This window comes from Pseudomonas sp. R1-43-08 (assembly GCF_003852255.1).
Classification (GTDB): Bacteria; Pseudomonadota; Gammaproteobacteria; order Pseudomonadales; family Pseudomonadaceae; genus Aquipseudomonas.
This window is the reverse complement of the sequence record NZ_CP027734.1, coordinates 4,596,359-4,611,499: the sequence shown is the minus strand read 5'-3', so window position 1 is coordinate 4,611,499 and position 15,141 is coordinate 4,596,359. Positions and strand designations below refer to the sequence as shown.

The 15,141-nt window shown below is 58.5% G+C and carries 16 protein-coding genes; 11 read left to right on the top strand and 5 right to left on the bottom strand.

The features are described from left to right. From C4J87_RS21135 to C4J87_RS21085, 11 genes are all read left to right on the top strand, one after another. On the top strand, nucleotides 1-627 hold the full coding sequence (locus C4J87_RS21135; RefSeq protein WP_124368300.1) for a cytochrome o ubiquinol oxidase subunit III: 627 nt from the start codon (nucleotides 1-3) through the stop codon (nucleotides 625-627). After that, nucleotides 627-962 (top strand): cytochrome o ubiquinol oxidase subunit IV, encoded by a 336-nt coding sequence (gene cyoD, locus C4J87_RS21130; protein ID WP_003194051.1) that lies wholly within the window; start codon nucleotides 627-629, stop codon nucleotides 960-962. The genes C4J87_RS21135 and cyoD overlap by 1 nt, the downstream gene beginning before the upstream one ends. A gap of 11 nt (nucleotides 963-973) precedes the next feature. Beyond that, entirely contained in the window at nucleotides 974-1,861 is an 888-nt protein-coding gene (gene cyoE / locus C4J87_RS21125; protein ID WP_124364341.1) for a heme o synthase, read from the top strand. A 102-nt stretch (nucleotides 1,862-1,963) separates the two neighbouring features. Then, nucleotides 1,964-2,662, top strand: a complete 699-nt coding sequence (gene queC / locus C4J87_RS21120) for a 7-cyano-7-deazaguanine synthase QueC (RefSeq protein WP_124368299.1) — start codon at nucleotides 1,964-1,966, stop codon at nucleotides 2,660-2,662. A gap of 774 nt (nucleotides 2,663-3,436) precedes the next feature. After that, nucleotides 3,437-4,522: a pyridoxal phosphate-dependent aminotransferase gene (locus C4J87_RS21115; protein WP_124368298.1), complete on the top strand. Its 1,086-nt coding sequence runs from the start codon at nucleotides 3,437-3,439 to the stop codon at nucleotides 4,520-4,522. Between the two features lie 197 nt (nucleotides 4,523-4,719). Further along, nucleotides 4,720-5,433: a helix-turn-helix transcriptional regulator gene (locus tag C4J87_RS21110; RefSeq protein WP_124368297.1), complete on the top strand. Its 714-nt coding sequence runs from the start codon at nucleotides 4,720-4,722 to the stop codon at nucleotides 5,431-5,433. A gap of 249 nt (nucleotides 5,434-5,682) precedes the next feature. Continuing rightward, nucleotides 5,683-6,747: a fatty acid desaturase family protein gene (locus C4J87_RS21105; protein WP_124368296.1), complete on the top strand. Its 1,065-nt coding sequence runs from the start codon at nucleotides 5,683-5,685 to the stop codon at nucleotides 6,745-6,747. A 4-nt stretch (nucleotides 6,748-6,751) separates the two neighbouring features. Continuing rightward, nucleotides 6,752-7,723 carry a proline dehydrogenase family protein gene (locus C4J87_RS21100; protein ID WP_124368295.1) on the top strand — a complete coding sequence of 324 codons (972 nt, stop codon included), beginning with the start codon at nucleotides 6,752-6,754 and terminating at the stop codon, nucleotides 7,721-7,723. A gap of 13 nt (nucleotides 7,724-7,736) precedes the next feature. After that, nucleotides 7,737-8,987 (top strand): ATP-grasp domain-containing protein, encoded by a 1,251-nt coding sequence (locus C4J87_RS21095; protein WP_124368294.1) that lies wholly within the window; start codon nucleotides 7,737-7,739, stop codon nucleotides 8,985-8,987. Further along, nucleotides 8,987-10,189: an MFS transporter gene (locus tag C4J87_RS21090; RefSeq protein ID WP_124368293.1), complete on the top strand. Its 1,203-nt coding sequence runs from the start codon at nucleotides 8,987-8,989 to the stop codon at nucleotides 10,187-10,189. The genes C4J87_RS21095 and C4J87_RS21090 overlap by 1 nt, the downstream gene beginning before the upstream one ends. A 1-nt stretch (nucleotide 10,190) precedes the next feature. Further along, nucleotides 10,191-11,312 (top strand): aminotransferase class V-fold PLP-dependent enzyme, encoded by a 1,122-nt coding sequence (locus tag C4J87_RS21085; RefSeq protein WP_124368292.1) that lies wholly within the window; start codon nucleotides 10,191-10,193, stop codon nucleotides 11,310-11,312. 9 nt (nucleotides 11,313-11,321) lie between these two features. On the opposite strand, the gene C4J87_RS21080 is transcribed toward C4J87_RS21085, so the two are convergent. From C4J87_RS21080 to C4J87_RS21060, 5 genes are all read right to left on the bottom strand, one after another. Next, nucleotides 11,322-12,038 (bottom strand): hypothetical protein, encoded by a 717-nt coding sequence (locus tag C4J87_RS21080; RefSeq protein ID WP_124368291.1) that lies wholly within the window; start codon nucleotides 12,036-12,038, stop codon nucleotides 11,322-11,324. Between the two features lie 102 nt (nucleotides 12,039-12,140). Then, entirely contained in the window at nucleotides 12,141-12,395 is a 255-nt protein-coding gene (locus C4J87_RS21075) for a Txe/YoeB family addiction module toxin (RefSeq protein WP_124368290.1), read from the bottom strand. Next, complete coding sequence (locus C4J87_RS21070) at nucleotides 12,392-12,646, bottom strand: type II toxin-antitoxin system prevent-host-death family antitoxin (protein WP_124368289.1); 255 nt, start codon at nucleotides 12,644-12,646, stop codon at nucleotides 12,392-12,394. The genes C4J87_RS21075 and C4J87_RS21070 overlap by 4 nt, the downstream gene beginning before the upstream one ends. A gap of 93 nt (nucleotides 12,647-12,739) precedes the next feature. After that, on the bottom strand, nucleotides 12,740-13,990 hold the full coding sequence (locus tag C4J87_RS21065) for an aspartate aminotransferase family protein (protein WP_124368288.1): 1,251 nt from the start codon (nucleotides 13,988-13,990) through the stop codon (nucleotides 12,740-12,742). 105 nt (nucleotides 13,991-14,095) lie between these two features. After that, nucleotides 14,096-15,109: a diguanylate cyclase domain-containing protein gene (locus C4J87_RS21060; RefSeq protein ID WP_124368287.1), complete on the bottom strand. Its 1,014-nt coding sequence runs from the start codon at nucleotides 15,107-15,109 to the stop codon at nucleotides 14,096-14,098. Between the last annotated feature and the right edge of the window lie 32 nt (nucleotides 15,110-15,141).

The window sequence follows — 15,141 nt, the reverse complement described above, 5'->3', positions numbered from 1 at the left end:
ATGTCGAACTTAGTGACCAATGCTGGACACGCCCATGTCGATGACCATGGGCACGATGACCATCACCACGACTCGGGGCCAATAACCGTCTTCGGTTTCTGGCTCTACCTGATGACCGACTGCATCTTGTTTGCGTCGATCTTCGCGGTGTACGCGGTACTGGTAAACAACGTAGCGGGTGGCCCGTCGGGCCACGACATCTTCGAACTGCCTTACGTGCTCGGCGAAACCGCCTTGCTGTTGTTCAGTTCGATCACCTACGGCTTCGCCATGTTGGCCTTCTACAAGGGCAACAAGAAAGGCGTCCTGAGCTGGTTGGCACTGACCTTCCTGTTCGGCCTGGGCTTCATCGGCATGGAGGTCAACGAGTTCCACCTGCTGATCTCCGAAGGCTACGGCCCGCACCGTTCCGGTTTCCTGTCGGCGTTCTTCACGCTGGTCGGTACCCACGGTCTGCACGTATCCGCCGGCCTGCTGTGGATGGCGGTGATGATGTATCAGGTCAATAAACACGGCCTGACCAACACCAACAAGACCCGCCTGAGCTGCCTGAGCCTGTTCTGGCACTTCCTGGACGTGGTCTGGATCTGCGTATTCACCGTCGTTTACTTGATGGGGACCCTGTAATGGCTAATGCACACTCCCATGACAGCCACGATTCAAGCCACGGCAGCGTAAAGTCTTACGCCATCGGCTTTATCCTGTCGGTCATCCTGACCCTGATCCCGTTCGGCCTGGTGATGTACCCAACCCTGCCGAAGTCGATCACCTTGATGATCGTGTTGGCGTTCGCGGTGATTCAGGTCCTGGTTCACCTGGTGTACTTCCTGCACCTGGATCGTTCCAAAGAGCAGCGCGAGAACGTGATTGCGTTCGTGTTCGCAGGCCTGGTGATCGTTCTGCTGGTTGGTCTGTCGCTGTGGATCATGTTCAGCATCCACACCTACATGATGGCGAAGTGAGGTAAAACCCGATGTCGCTTAAGCACTTTATCCAAATCACCAAACCGGGGATCATTTTCGGTAACGTGCTTTCTGTGGCGGGCGGTTTCTTCCTGGCCTCCAAGGGACATGTCGATCTGGCCATCTTCCTGGCTGCAATGATCGGCACGTCCCTGGTGGTAGCTTCCGGATGCGTGTTCAACAACTGCATCGACCGTGACATCGACGTCAAGATGGAGCGAACCAAGAATCGCGTGCTGGTCCAGGGCCTTATCTCCCTGAAGCTGGCACTGATTTTCGCGACCGTCCTGGGTGTTGCGGGCGTGGTGTTGTTGTACAAGGTGGCCAACCCGTTGGCGGCGCTGTTTGCCGTAATCGGTTTTGTCATCTACGTCGGCCTCTACAGTCTCTACCTCAAGCGCAAGTCGGTACACGGCACGCTGGTGGGCAGTCTGTCGGGGGCGATGCCGCCGGTGATTGGTTATGTGGCTGTAACCAATAGCTTCGACATGGCCGCGCTGGTGCTGCTGGTGATGTTCAGCCTGTGGCAGATGCCGCACTCCTACGCCATCGCGATTTTCCGCTTCAATGACTACCTGGCTGCGTCGATTCCGGTTCTGCCGGTCAAGCGTGGCATCCAGGTGGCCAAGAAACACATCCTGCTCTACATCCTGGCCTTCCTCGTGGCGACCCTGATGTTGACCTTCAGTGGCTACGCCGGCATGAGCTACCTCGCCGTCGCCGCGGCCATGGGCATGTACTGGTTGTACATGGCCTGGACCGGCTACAAGGCGGTGGATGACACCGTCTGGGCGCGCAAGCTGTTCGTGTTCTCGATCTTCACCATCACCGCGCTCAGCGTGATGATGTCCCTGGATTTCCAAGTGCCGAAAGAGCTGTTGCTGACTTACGCGCCCTGAGTGGTCTGGCAGTGAAAAACCCCGCCTTCGAAAGAGCGCGGGGTTTTTTATTGAGTGGCCTTTAAACTATTCCCCAATTCTTCGAATGCAGGAAGCCAAGCAATGAGTAAAAAAGCCGTGATGGTGTTCAGTGGCGGGCAGGATTCGACCACCTGCCTGATCCAGGCGCTGAAGCTGTATGACGAAGTGCACTGCATCACCTTCGATTATGGTCAGCGCCATGTGGCGGAAATCGAAGTGGCCCAGCAGTTGGCCAGGCAATTGGGCGCCACCGTGCACAAAGTGATGGATGTGTCGCTGCTCAATGAGCTGGCGATCAGCAGCCTCACCCGTGACAACATCCCGGTACCGACCGTGAACAGCTCGGGCGAAAGCCTGCCGAGCACCTTCGTGCCGGGCCGCAACATCCTGTTCCTGACCCTGGCCGCGATCTACGCCTATCAGGTGAAGGCTGAGACCGTCATCACCGGCGTGTGCGAAACCGACTTCTCGGGATATCCGGATTGCCGCGACGAGTTCGTCAAGGCACTGAATCAGGCCCTCAAGCTGGGCATGGAATACGACGTGCGTCTCGACACCCCGTTGATGTGGCTGAACAAGGCCGAGACCTGGGCCCTCGCCGATTACCACGGGCAACTGGAGCTGGTGCGCGAGCAGACACTGACCTGCTACAACGGCGTCATTGGCACCGGCTGTGGCGAGTGTGACGCGTGCAACCTGCGCGCCCGGGGCCTGAATGAATATCTGCAAAACAAGGCGGATGTGATGCAGAGCCTGAAGCACAAGTTGCAGTTGAAGTAATTCGATCCAGAGCCAGGTGAGGTCTACCTGATAGAGGCGATCAAAATGTGGGAGGGGGCTTGCCCTAATGCCAGTCAGTTAAGGCTTTTTGTAGGAGCGAGCTTGCTCGCGAAAAACGTCAACGATAACGCGTGCTTCCTGAATAAACGCGGTGCCTGTGAGTTTTTCGCGAGCAAGCTCGCTCCTACAGACGGTGGTATACGCTTAACTGACTGGCATTAGGGCTTGCCCCCGATGAGCATAGGTATCTACACAACTTTGTAGCAGCCAACAGTAACCACGATGCGAAGCGAGCCGCTCTTGATCTTGCTCTTGATCTAGGCGCCCCGTTAAACCACGCTGGCCGGAATTCGATATTGATTTGGGGGGGTAAACCGGCAGGGATGCCGGTTTAGCCGCCCCGCGCCATGGATGGCGCGTGGCGGCGGCCCCCCAAATCACTGTCGGATTACGGGCACACCGAGCCTAGGCGAGGTGCCGAGTGGTGGGGCAAGAGCGTTTTGCTTACTTTTGCGCTTTTCAAAAGTGAGCCGCCGTAAGGGCGGAACCCTAAGCCGCCGTGACCGCAGCAACGGATATGTACTCGCTCTGATCCAACATTCTGGTCGGCTGTCAGGCCGCCATCGGGAGCAAGCCCCCTCCCACATAAGTTTCGCGTTACTGGCAAACGCGGGTTGGCTAATCCGGTGGTGCTAAATCGGGCGACATTTTCCTCGTCATACTCTTCTGTATGACCCGTACGAATCCCCCGTCCGCCTACAAGGAGTAGTCACCATGGTCAGCGTCAGTCGTCGATCCCTTCTCGCCCTGGGCGCGGCCTTGCCTGTGCTCGGGCATCTCGATTGGGCAGTCGCAAGCCCTGCGCCGGCGGCCTCTGACGATGTATTGCTCAACTACAACGAAAGCCCTTACGGGCCGTCGAAAGCGGCGCTTGAGGCGATGCAGCGTGGTATTGCGGCAGCCGGGCGTTATCCCTACCCGCACATGTACGCGCTGGCTGCGCTGTTTGCCCAACAGCAAGGTATCAGCGAAGACAATGTGGCGGTGTTTGCCGGCTCCATGGCCGCGTTGCGCTATGCCGTATTGGCATTCACCCACCCAGCCCGTGGCCTGGTGATGGCCACGCCGTCCTACGAAGTTCCGCGCCAGGCGGCCGAATCGAACAAGGCGCCGGTGCACGAAGTCAGCCTCGATGCCCAGCATGCCCATGATGTACCGGCGATGCTCGCGGCTGATCCCCAGGCTGGCATGCTGTACCTGTGCAACCCCAATAACCCGACCGGCACCCTGACGCCGACCGAGGCTATCCGTCAGGCGCTGGAGAACAAACCCAAAGGCAGCGTGCTGGTGGTGGACGAAGCCTATATCGACTTCTGCGACGCCCCCAGTTGCGTGAGTTGGATCAAGGACCATGACGATCTGCTGGTACTGCGCACCTTCTCGAAAATTTACGGCATGGCCGGTGCGCGCCTCGGTTTGGCGATCGGCCATCCCTCGCTGTTGGAGCGCCTCGCGGTGTTTGGCGGCGACAATGTCCCGGCCGGTGCCAGCCTGCTGGGTGCCCATGCCAGCCTGGAAGACGTCAAGCTACTGGGCCAGCGCAAGGCGCTCAATGCCGGCGTGCGTGACGAGACCATCGCTTGGCTGAAGGGCCGGGGCTATAGGTGCACGGCTTCCCAGAGCAATTGCTTCATGATCGACGTGAAGCAGCCGGCAGAGCAGGTGGTTGCGCGCCTGGCTGCACAGAATGTGCTGGTAGGGCGCGTCTGGAAGGATTGGCCGCAGTGGGTGCGGGTGACGGTAGGTAATAAGCAGCAAATGCAGCGGTTTCGCGAGGTGTTTGCAACACAGATAGCCTGATCAGACACTGCTGCGCCTGCTCGCGGTCGGTTCAGCGCTGGAAGCACTGGACAAGGTTGGTAGGCATGTTTCATTCTTTCCCTGATATAGAGGAATTTTCCTACGGTGTAGGTCGATTTTGATCGGAAGCTTACGGATTGAAGCACTCCGGTCAGGTCGCTAACCTCATCCGTTGTCACTCATCAGGGACGATAGTCATGCGAAGCGATGGTCAAGCCAATAACAATACGCTCATGCAGCCCACCGATGTGCGCCAATTGCTCGATGTTGAGCTGAGCCGACGCGGCCTCGGGCATTTCGAGGTCTATCAGTGTGGGCCGACGCTGGATGAAGCGGAAATCATCACCAACTACCCCGACGCGCTGGACCGTGGTGACGCTGCGGATGACTTTTACCAACGCGGTCAATTGCTGTCCTTGTCCAAACGCCGCATAAAGCCGTTTTTCTGGAGCGATGAAAACATCCTTGCGCCCGCTGCAGACGCGGTCCCGGTGCCAGGGCCCTGTGCCCCCGTCGGCGAGGGCGCCAGTTTTATCGTGCATGGTAACCGGGGCTTTTATTCCATCCTCAACCTGTGCAGCTTTGGCGAACATCAACAGTTTCGCGAGCGAGTGCTGGCCAACAAAAGTGAACTGCAGATGCTGCTGGTCTCGGTTTACGACGAGGCGTTGGAAAGCACCACCGTGCTCCCGCCGGTTGTACCGGAAACCGTGCTGACACCTCGGGAAACGCAGGTGTTGTCTTGGACCAGTCAGGGCAAGACCTATAACGAAATAGCGCTTCTGGTCTCAATGAGCCCGCGTACGGTCAAGTTCCATATGAAGAATATCTTCAGCAAGCTGAATGTGCCCAACGGCAAGTCCGCCATTCGCAAAGCCTTGCAGCTGGGCTATATCCGCGAACAGGCCTGATTCGCCGGTACTTCTTTTTCCATTGCCACGCCCGCCGATAATTTATTACCGGCGGGCGTGCGCGTGCGCGTGTGATTTGGCGCTACCTGTCTAAAAGGGCAGCTTGTTCACTTTCAAGCGGTGCTTTAGTTTTTTTGCAGCCAATGAGTTTAGCTCAGGCAAAAAAACAAGAGCCGCAACATCCCAAAAAATCATCGTCGCTCTAGGCGATAGGCGTGTTGCAGCGTGCCGCTTAATTATGGAGTGATTATGCTGGTCGATAAAAACAAAGAGCCAGGTGGCCAAAACGCTGCGGGTATTTCCCGTGAAACCTTCGGGATGCTCAAGCACCTGTGCAAGAAAGATAACTACCATTGGGCCATCGCACTGGGTAAGGATTATTCAATCATCGCCTTTGCCATTTATCTGTCCGTGGGCGTCAGCTATTGGTTTTATCCCGTTTCGCTGTTTCTCATCGGCACCACTCAACGTGCCCTGGCGAACGTGTTGCACGAGTCAAGTCACAAACTGTTGGCGAAAAACCGGGCGATCAACTGGTTTGCCGGTACCTTTCTCTCGGGGTACCTGATCTTCCATCTTTACCAGTCCTACAGCACCTCGCACGTCAAAAACCACCATGTGCACCTGGGGCACCCGGAAAAAGACCCGGACTACAATTTCCATCTCAAGTGCGGCCTGTACGACCTCCAGCAAAGCGAGCGCGAGTTCTTCCTGAAGAACGTGGTGATGGCGTTATCGGGTTACCGCACCCTTCAATACATCAAGTACATCGTCAAGGACCGGCTCCAGGGCCAGGACGCACGCATCCGCAAGGAACGCGTGCTGATGTGGGCCTACTGGGCGGTAATTCTTGCGGTGGTCGCCTGGTTTGGCGTGATCCCTGAACTGGTGCTGTTCTGGATGGTGCCGCTGTTCACCACCGCCGTGGCCGTGGGCTGGATCATCGAGCTGGCCGAGCACTATCCGTTGCCCGCCGTTGAAAGCGAAAAGCTGCTGCTGACCCGTAACCGTAAAGGCAACGCGCTGGAAAACTTCTTTTTCGGCCGCCACGACGATAACTACCACCTTGTGCACCACCTGCACCCGTCAATTCCCCACTGGAACATGCGCAAGGCCCATAAGCTGCTGATGTCGCACCCCGAGTACGCACGCTGGGACAACCTGTGGGCGGGGATTTTTACCCGTGACCGGCATAGCCGCCACAAGGAAACCCTGCTCAGTTACGCGGCCAAATTCCGCGCCCACAAGATCGCCAACCACACCGACGATTCGAGTTTCGCACGTCGCATGCTCAACCAGTCCTACGGGGTTTAATGCCATGAACACGACAGATAACAGCCTGCTGGCAACCCTGGCCCTGAAGAAACTGGCGGCGAACAAGACCTATCGCGACTTGTTCCTGGAGAGCGAGACGCTGCGTGATTTCCTGCGACCTGCGGCGCTTCGCTACATCATTTCCGAAGATCGCCTGGAGATGCTCGACAAGCTTGGGGCCCTGTTGGCCAAAGGCTATCGCACCGGTGTCGAGTTCGTCGGCGAGGAAGCGACGACGCTGGCCGAGGTGACCACGGCAACCGATGAATACCTGCAGCTGATCGACTTGATCGCCCAGCATCCCAAGCTCGGTGAACCTCCTCAGTTGGGGTTCGATTTGTCGAACGTCGGTACCATCATTTCCCGCGAGCTGGCAGTCGAGAACTGCTCGAAGATCCTGGCCCATGCAGCCGATAAGGATGTCGGCGTGATCATCAGCATGGAGCGCTCCCAATGGACGGATTCGATCCTCGAGATCTTCCTGCACCTGAGCGGGCGTTTTCCCAACGTGGGCATCACCCTCCAGGCGCAGTTGAACCGAACCCCGGATGACCTGGGAGCGGTGCTGGAAACCGGCTGCAAGGTGCGCCTGGTCAAAGGCGTCTATGCTGAGCCTGCCGCCATTGCCTTGCCCCGTGGCGAGGCGCTCAACGAGCGTTACCTGGGGCTGCTGGACCGGATCAATGGTGGCCGCGGGCAGTTTGCTTTCGCCACCCAGGACCCGCTGCTGGTTGAAGAAATCCTCACCAGCCGCATCGCCGACCGAGGTGAGCTGGAGATGCTCCACGGCGTGCGCCCTGAGCTGATCAAGGCGGTAAAAGACCAGGGCCAGGTCAAGGCCCGGGTTTCGGCGGTTTACGGCACCAACTGGTACTTGCACCTGTTGCACCGTGTGGCTGAGTTTCCGCAGAACATTTTCCTGGCGCTCGATGACGTGGCGTCGCCACGGGCCTCTGAAACCGCCACTCATTACTGAAAAGGACATTCTTATGAAGCAGTACGTCGTATTGGTGGATGTCTACTCGAGCGGTAATTTCCTGCCGCAGTATTTCCGGGATGCCGGTTTCAGCCTGATCCATGTACAGAGTACGCCCGAGCTGATGCCAAGCATGCTCGGGCCGAACCTGTCTGAGTTCGAGCACAACCTGGCACTCAACGACAACGCCGAGGATATAGTGCGACGCTTGCGTGAGTTCAACGTAGTCGCCGTCATTGCCGGCCAGGAGCCGGGCGTGCCATTCGCCGATTACTTGAGTGAACAGTTGCAACTGTCCACCTCCAACGGCAGTGCAGGCTCACGCGCTCGCCGCGACAAGTTTGAAATGATCAACAAAGTCGCCGCCGCAGGCCTGTTGACCGCACGCCAGATCAAATCCTCGGACCCCGCCGAGCTGCTGGCCTGGGTCGAGGCCGGTCAGGTGTTTCCCTGCGTAATCAAACCGCTGAGTTCGGCATCCACCGACGGGGTTTCGATCTGCCACAACCTCGAGGACGTCAAGCGCGCCTGTGAGGAGGTGGTGTCCAACCCGGATATCTTTGGCCTGCCCAACACGGAAATTCTTTGCCAGTCCTACCTCAAGGGCCCGGAGTACATCGTCGATACCGTCAGCCGTGATGGGCAGACTTACGTGTGCGGGATCTGGCGCTATGTGAAGCGTGAAATCAGCGGCGGCAAGAACATCTACGACCGCGACGTGCTGATTGCCCCGGACAGCGCCGAGGCCAACGTGCTGGTGGACTACATCGTGAAGGTGCTCAAGGCGCTGGGTATCGATAACGGCCCGGCCCATTCGGAAGTGATCCTCACCGAAGCCGGCCCCGCGCTGGTGGAAGTCGGTGCTCGCCTGAACGGCAACATGGAACCAAGGTTCCATGACATCAGCCTGGGCGGCAACCAGGCGCAGCTCACCTACCTGGCGTACTGCGACGGTGAGGCGTTCAAGGCCAACTACGCCGGCAAGCGCTACCACAAGCTCAAGGAAGCCTGTGTCATCAACACCGACACCACGCTGCAAGGCGAGGTCACCGGCTTCAATGAATCGGCCATCCACCGGATCGAGGCGTTGCCTTCGGTGCACAAGCTGAGCGTCAAATACAAGGCCGGCAAGCTGATGAAAAAGACCGTGGACCTGCTCAGCAGCCCGCTGCGGGTGTTTCTGGTATCGGATAGCCAGGGCACTATCGACCAGGATTACGAGCAGATCCGCCAGTACAAAGACAACGTCTATGTGATCCGCTGATGATAGGCACTTATCGCGCGTTGCGCGGGCTCAACGCTCGCTTGCAGTTGCTGTTCCTGATCACCCTGGTGTTCCGCATGGGCACCATGGCGTTCCCTTTCTATGCGGCTTACCTGATTCATCAGCACGCCGTGTCGGCGGCAACCGCAGGGTTGCTGGTGGGCGTTTATGGCGCGGGCGCATTGTTTGTGGACTTGATCATCGGCGGGGTGATCAAACGGTTTTCCGCCAATCGGGTGATCCTCGGTTCGTTGCTGCTTAACGCGGTGCTGCTGCTGATCATTCCGTCGGTGGATAACACGGCGCTGCTGTTTGTGCTGTCGTTTCTGTGGGGTGCCTGTTACGAGGCATTCACGCCGGCGACATTCTCCGAAACAGTCACCCACAGCAGCAGTGAATCGCGCAAAGTGGCGTTCTCTTGCAACCGTTTGGCGATCAACATCGGCATGGCGATCGGGCCGCTGTTGGGCAGCCTGATTTTCTTGAGTAACGCCGACGCGGTGTTCTACCTCAACGCGGCGTTGTCCCTGGTGGCCTTCGTTGCCTGCCTGCGGTTCGGGCGTGCGGTGCCGGCGGCCCAAGGGGCTGCCGTCGTCAGCAAGGGCAACGGCTTGCCGGAGAGCGCAGTGCACGAGCGCTCGCGCTTGCTGGTGATTCTGCTGGCGGCATTGCCGGTGCACGTGGCCTATGCGCTGCCGCCGACGTTTCTGTCGGCCTACATCATCAATTACACCGAGTTGCCGGCGTACTACGTCGGGATCATCTTTTTCATCAATGCACTGCTGGTGATTCTGTTCGAAGTGCCGATCAACCAACGTATGTCGCACCTGTCGAGCAGCCGCTCGCTGGTGGCCGGGTTTCTCGTAGCCGGCGTGGGGTTTTTCCTGATGGGCTTCAGCCAGGTCGGCGCGCTGTTGCTGGTGGCCACCGTGCTCTGGAGCCTGGGCGAGATGATCGTCTTTCCCGGCATCACCCATTACGTCAGCAGTATCTCCAGCCGTCACACCGTGGACCGCAACCTCGGCTATTACTCGGCGGGGGTGAACATCGGCTTAATGATCACGCCTTCGCTGGCGTTCATGCTGGTGTCACAGCCCTCGCTGCCTTCGCCGTGGCTGCTGGCGGGCACGATATTGCTGCTGTTCGCGGTGGCGGTAGGCGTAATGAAAGGCTCGGCTGTCTTGTGGAACAAGGAAGCATGAAATGAACAGGATTCATCTGAACACCGCCGGCGCGGGCCTGATGTCACCGGCCACGCTGAATGCGATCCAGGGTTTTACCACCACTGAAGCGCAAATGGGCAGCTATGAAACCGAGCTGGCCTACGAGGCGTTGCTCAACGACGACCTGTACCGCCTGGTGGCCAAGCTGTTGAATGCAGAGCCTGCGCAGATTGGCTTTTTCAGCAGCGCCACCGAGGCCTGGACCAGCATTCTCGGCAAGTTGCAATTTCCCCGAGGTAAGCGGGTGTGGGTGTCGACCTCGGAATACGCCGCGAACCTGATCTTTTTCAACTACCTCAAGCAATCGCGTGAGATTCGCGTTGAAGTGATCCCAACCACGGCCACCACCCCGCTGGACCTGGATTGGGTGCGGCGTCATCTGGACGACGATGTGTTTCTCGTCAGCGTGTCGCACCTGCCGTCCTGCTGCGGGGTGATCAATCCGGTGGAAGCGCTGGGTGCGCTGCTCAAGGGTTCGAACGCACTGTATGTGGTGGATGCGTGCCAATCGCTGGGGCAGTTGCCGCTGGATGTGCGGGATATGCACTGTGATTTATTGACAGGCGCGGGGCGCAAGTTTCTCTGCGGGCCCCGTGGCAGCGGGATTGCTTATGTGTCGCCACGCCTGCTGGGCCAATTGCAGCTGAATTTTGCAGACCTGCACGCCGCCAGCACCGATGGCCAGGTCAACCAGGTGGATGCGTCCGGCGCTCGGGTGCTGGAGATCGCAGAAAAGAGCCTTTCGGCCCTGGTGGGTTTGCACACGGCGGTGCAGGAATACCTGCAAGTAGGCGGCGGGCAGGTGAGCACGGAGCCCTATGCGTTGCTGGCGCAGGCGTTGCGGCGCCTGCCGCAGTTAACGCTGATGTGTGACCAGTTCGAACAGACCGGGATTGTCTCGTTCGTGCCACACAACGTGCCGGCCAAGGCATTTGTTGACCAGGCCCGCGCGCTGGGGCTCAACCTCTGGGCAGGCACTGCCGCCCATACCCCGTTGCTGCTCAAGGACCTGGGCGTCAGCCACTTCGTGCGTGCCTCGGTGGGCCGGCATATCACCCTCGCCCAGGTCGAGCAGGCGCTGGTCATCCTGCGCAGCTTATAGCTTCGGCGCTTACTGGGCGGCGATGGAGTAACCGTCAAAAGCGCTTTGCTGTTGCAGTGCGGTCACGATGCTCTTGCGCGTGACCGGCTGCTCCACGCCGCTGTTGTCAACGAAGGTGTCACTTTCCAGCTCCGCCTCGTTGCCTTCACCTACAAAGGTAAGGCCCAGGAACTCCAGCGCTTCGCGGTCCACATTGAGCTTGGAGCGCGGCGTGCGCAGCGGCAGGGTGACGCTGATGCCATCCTTGCTGATTACGAACACCTCGGCTTCCTTCTTGGCGCGTGCGGCCTTGCCCTTGCCGGCGCTCGGGTTGCTGATGGCCTGGTGCGACTGGTTCAGCACCTTGAGGGCCAGGCCGTAGACCAGCTCCTGGAATTCGGGGTCGTCCTTGAAGCTGGACAGCAGGCGGCTGATGGAGAACTTGCTGCTCAGGTCTTCCAGGGCAGCGTTGTCGGCGGCTTCGGCGTCCTTCAATTGCTTGAGCTGGCCCATGAGGTCGTAGGCTTTGTCATCGTCGAAGGCGTCATGGGCCTGACGAATGGCCACGCGCAACTCGCGGATCTGGTCGCTTTCCTTGGAAGTGTGAAACGCGTCCAGCACCATTTCGCTGATGATCTTGGCCGCTGGCACATGCTGTGAAAGATTGATGGCGTTTTCATACTCGGCTTTGGCGTGCGAGACGACGACGGAGGCTTCGGCGGATTCAGCGGTGTACGAATCGGACATTGAAATTTCACTACTTCAGTAAACGGGGAGAGACAAAAAAGCGTCGGGCATTTTCAGGGGGCCGGGGAGTCAGGTCAAGGCGCCTCCTGAAGGTGGACCCGGTCAGTAGTGATAACGGCACATGAGGATCTGTACTACATCCTCCTCGATGCCATACACCAGACGATGCTCTGCTGTGATTCGCCGAGACCAGTAACCGCTCAGGTTGTGTTTGAGGGGCTCAGGTTTTCCAACACCTTCAAATGGGTCTCTTTGAATCGCTTTGATGAGCAGGTTTATACGCTTGAGCCCTGCCTTGTCGTTTTGTTGAAACCACAGATAATCGTCCCAGCCCTCAGGGGTAAAGAGTATTTTCATTCTTCAATCAACTGCCTTGGCTTGGCTTTGCCGGCTCGTAAGCTGTTGACTGAGTTGATGAGGCGTTCGGCATTTTTTGGCGAGCGCAGTAAATAGGCTGTTTCCTCGAGAGCATTGAATTCTGACAACGAGATCATCACCACCGGTTCGCCTTTTTGTCGGGTCAGGAGCAGTGGAATGTGATCTTCATTAACGCGGTCCATGGTTTCGGACAGGTGCGCACGCGCATGGGTGTAGTTGATAGTTTCCATGAAAACATCCTCGTTTTAAGCTTTGAACGTACAGAAATACGTACATATCTACAAGAGGCATCTTATCAGCGGTCGAATTTGTGGACGCATGCATCAGTCCAGCTGCTTGAGGCACGCTTCGAGCTTATCCAGGCCTTCCTCCAGCACGGCCGGCTCGATGGTCAGCGGTGCCAGCAAGCGGATGATATGCCGTGACTTGCCGCTGGGCATCAGCAGCAGGCCGGCAGCCCGCGCCAGGCTCAGCAATTGGGTCAGTTGCTTGGCGGCGGGCGTGCCGTCGGCATGCGCCAGTTCAATGCCGCGCATCGCGCCGACACCGGTGAGGCGGCCCAGATATGGCGACAGGTGCTGTGCGCGCCACGCTTGGTAACGTCGCACGATCGCCTCCTCCTGCCGGGAACCCCATACCTGCAGGTGTTCATCGGTCATCACATCGAGGGTTGCCAGCGCGGCGGCGCAGGCGATGGGATTGCCGGAGTAGGTGCCTCCCAGACCGCCCTTGGGCAGGTTGTCCATCAGTGCCTTGCGCCCCACCACCGCCCCCAGCGGCACACCGCCGGCGATGCTTTTGCCGAGCAGGATCAGGTCAGGTTCAATGCCCAGGCGCGAGAAGGCGAATCGCTGCCCGGTGCGACCGAAACCGGACTGGATTTCGTCGGCGATCAACAGGATGTTGTTCTCGTCACAAAAACGGCGCAGAGCCTGGGCGAATTCGGTATCCAGGGCGAGGAAACCGCCTTCGCCCTGTACCGGTTCAATGATGAAACAGGCTACGTCGTTGACGTCGATTTCCACGCTGAACAGGCGGTCCATAGCCTTCAGCGCTTCGGCACAGGTGACGCCGTTGTCGGCGCTGGGGTAGGGCAGGTGATACACCGGGCCGGGCAATACGCCGACTTTTTGCTTGTACGGCGCGACCTTGCCATTGAGGTTGAGGGTGGCCAGGGTGCGCCCATGAAACGCTCCGTCAAACGCAATCACCGCCGTGCGGCCAGTGGCGCCGCGCACAATCTTCAAGGCATTTTCCGCGGCCTCAGCGCCGCTGTTGGTGAGCATGCCGCTGACCGGATAGCTCACCGGAATAAACGCGGTCAGGCGCTCCATCAAATCGATGTAGGGCATGTGCGGCGCGGCGTTGAACGCGTAGTGGGTGAGTCTGGTCGCCTGCTCGCGAATCGCGTCCACCACGGCCGGGTGACAATGGCCGAGGTTGAGTACGCCGATGCCGCCGACAAAATCGATATAGCGCTTACCTGCGGTGTCCCAGACCTCAGCGTTTTTTCCATGGCTGAGGTTGATGGGATGGACGATGGAAATCGATTGGCTGATCGTTTCGCGGCTCATGAATCGTTGACTCGGCAGTAATGGGCTCGGTTTATCTAAGCTGCGTGAGCGCCTCTGCCGCAAACGAAATAAAGTCGCCGGGTCATTATTAAAAGTCGGGATCATTCATTCCGAGACTCCATTCTTCCCCGCCGCCTTGGATCGATATAACGCCTGATCGGCGCGCGCCATCAGGGCTGCCGGTGACTCCCCCACCCGCCGTTCCACCACGCCCAGGCTCAGGGTTATCTTGGGATCAGCGACGGCGAACAGGTTCTGGATTGTGTGGCGCACACGTTCGGCCTGTTCCTTCGCCGTCTGCAGAGTGCTGTTGGGCAAGACCAGCATAAATTCATCGCCGCCCCAGCGGGCCAGCACATCACCGGTACGTACGCAGGTTTCCAGGCCTTCCACTACCTGGACCAGCGTCTGGTCGCCTACGCCATGGCCATATCGATCATTGATCGGCTTGAAGTCATCGATATCCATAGCCACCAGCGCCAATGGCAAGCGAAAGCGCTCGGAGCGGTCGCATTCCTGGAGCATCACTTTTTCCAGGCGATAACGGTTGGCGATGCGCGTCAGGGCATCCCGTTCGGCCAGGGAGCGGTTTTCGACCAGTTGCAATTGCAACTGCTGATTGACGCGCGACAATTCAAGGGTGCGCTCGAGCACCAAGGTCTCAAGGGAGCGGTTACGCTTTTGAAGACGTTCAATCGAGCATTTGCGTGCATGGATATCGCGGTGTGCGCCCACCATGCGCGCTACCGAAGTGTCGGGATTGCGCGTAATGATGTAGCCACGGTCCTCGATCCAGAGGTACGTGCCGTCGTATTTTCGACAGCGGTATTCGGCTCGGTACAGGGGCGCGCGTTGGCAGACATAGTCATCAAATCCGGCCATCACATGGGGATAATCCTCGGGATGGATCACGCTTTCCCAGGTGAATACGCTGTTTTCCAGGGAGTGGCGCGGGTAGCCAAGCATTTCGTACCAGCCGGGATTGCGGTAGACGAACCCGGTATTGGCATTCCAATCCCATATCCCGTCGCTGACCAGTTCCATGATGGCATGCAACATGTCGGTGCTGATATTGGCAAGGTCATTACGCAGCGGTTCGGTGCCGGCTGTATCGTCCATTACACGCTTCCTGCATGAGCGGGCTTTCAAGG

Bases quoted from the DNA above. Each gene is read 5' to 3' on its own strand.
- C4J87_RS21060 (WP_124368287.1), bottom strand. From the start codon at position 15,109: ATGGACGATACAGCCGGCACCGAACCGCTGCGTAATGACCTTGCCAAT.
- C4J87_RS21070 (WP_124368289.1), bottom strand. From the start codon at position 12,646: ATGGAAACTATCAACTACACCCATGCGCGTGCGCACCTGTCCGAAACC.
- C4J87_RS21135 (WP_124368300.1), top strand. From the start codon at position 1: ATGTCGAACTTAGTGACCAATGCTGGACACGCCCATGTCGATGACCAT.
- cyoE (WP_124364341.1), top strand. From the start codon at position 974: ATGTCGCTTAAGCACTTTATCCAAATCACCAAACCGGGGATCATTTTC.
- queC (WP_124368299.1), top strand. From the start codon at position 1,964: ATGAGTAAAAAAGCCGTGATGGTGTTCAGTGGCGGGCAGGATTCGACC.
- C4J87_RS21075 (WP_124368290.1), bottom strand. From the start codon at position 12,395: ATGAAAATACTCTTTACCCCTGAGGGCTGGGACGATTATCTGTGGTTT.
- cyoD (WP_003194051.1), top strand. From the start codon at position 627: ATGGCTAATGCACACTCCCATGACAGCCACGATTCAAGCCACGGCAGC.
- C4J87_RS21085 (WP_124368292.1), top strand. From the start codon at position 10,191: ATGAACAGGATTCATCTGAACACCGCCGGCGCGGGCCTGATGTCACCG.
- C4J87_RS21115 (WP_124368298.1), top strand. From the start codon at position 3,437: ATGGTCAGCGTCAGTCGTCGATCCCTTCTCGCCCTGGGCGCGGCCTTG.
- C4J87_RS21110 (WP_124368297.1), top strand. From the start codon at position 4,720: ATGCGAAGCGATGGTCAAGCCAATAACAATACGCTCATGCAGCCCACC.
- C4J87_RS21080 (WP_124368291.1), bottom strand. From the start codon at position 12,038: ATGTCCGATTCGTACACCGCTGAATCCGCCGAAGCCTCCGTCGTCGTC.
- C4J87_RS21065 (WP_124368288.1), bottom strand. From the start codon at position 13,990: ATGAGCCGCGAAACGATCAGCCAATCGATTTCCATCGTCCATCCCATC.
- C4J87_RS21100 (WP_124368295.1), top strand. From the start codon at position 6,752: ATGAACACGACAGATAACAGCCTGCTGGCAACCCTGGCCCTGAAGAAA.
- C4J87_RS21105 (WP_124368296.1), top strand. From the start codon at position 5,683: ATGCTGGTCGATAAAAACAAAGAGCCAGGTGGCCAAAACGCTGCGGGT.
- C4J87_RS21090 (WP_124368293.1), top strand. From the start codon at position 8,987: ATGATAGGCACTTATCGCGCGTTGCGCGGGCTCAACGCTCGCTTGCAG.
- C4J87_RS21095 (WP_124368294.1), top strand. From the start codon at position 7,737: ATGAAGCAGTACGTCGTATTGGTGGATGTCTACTCGAGCGGTAATTTC.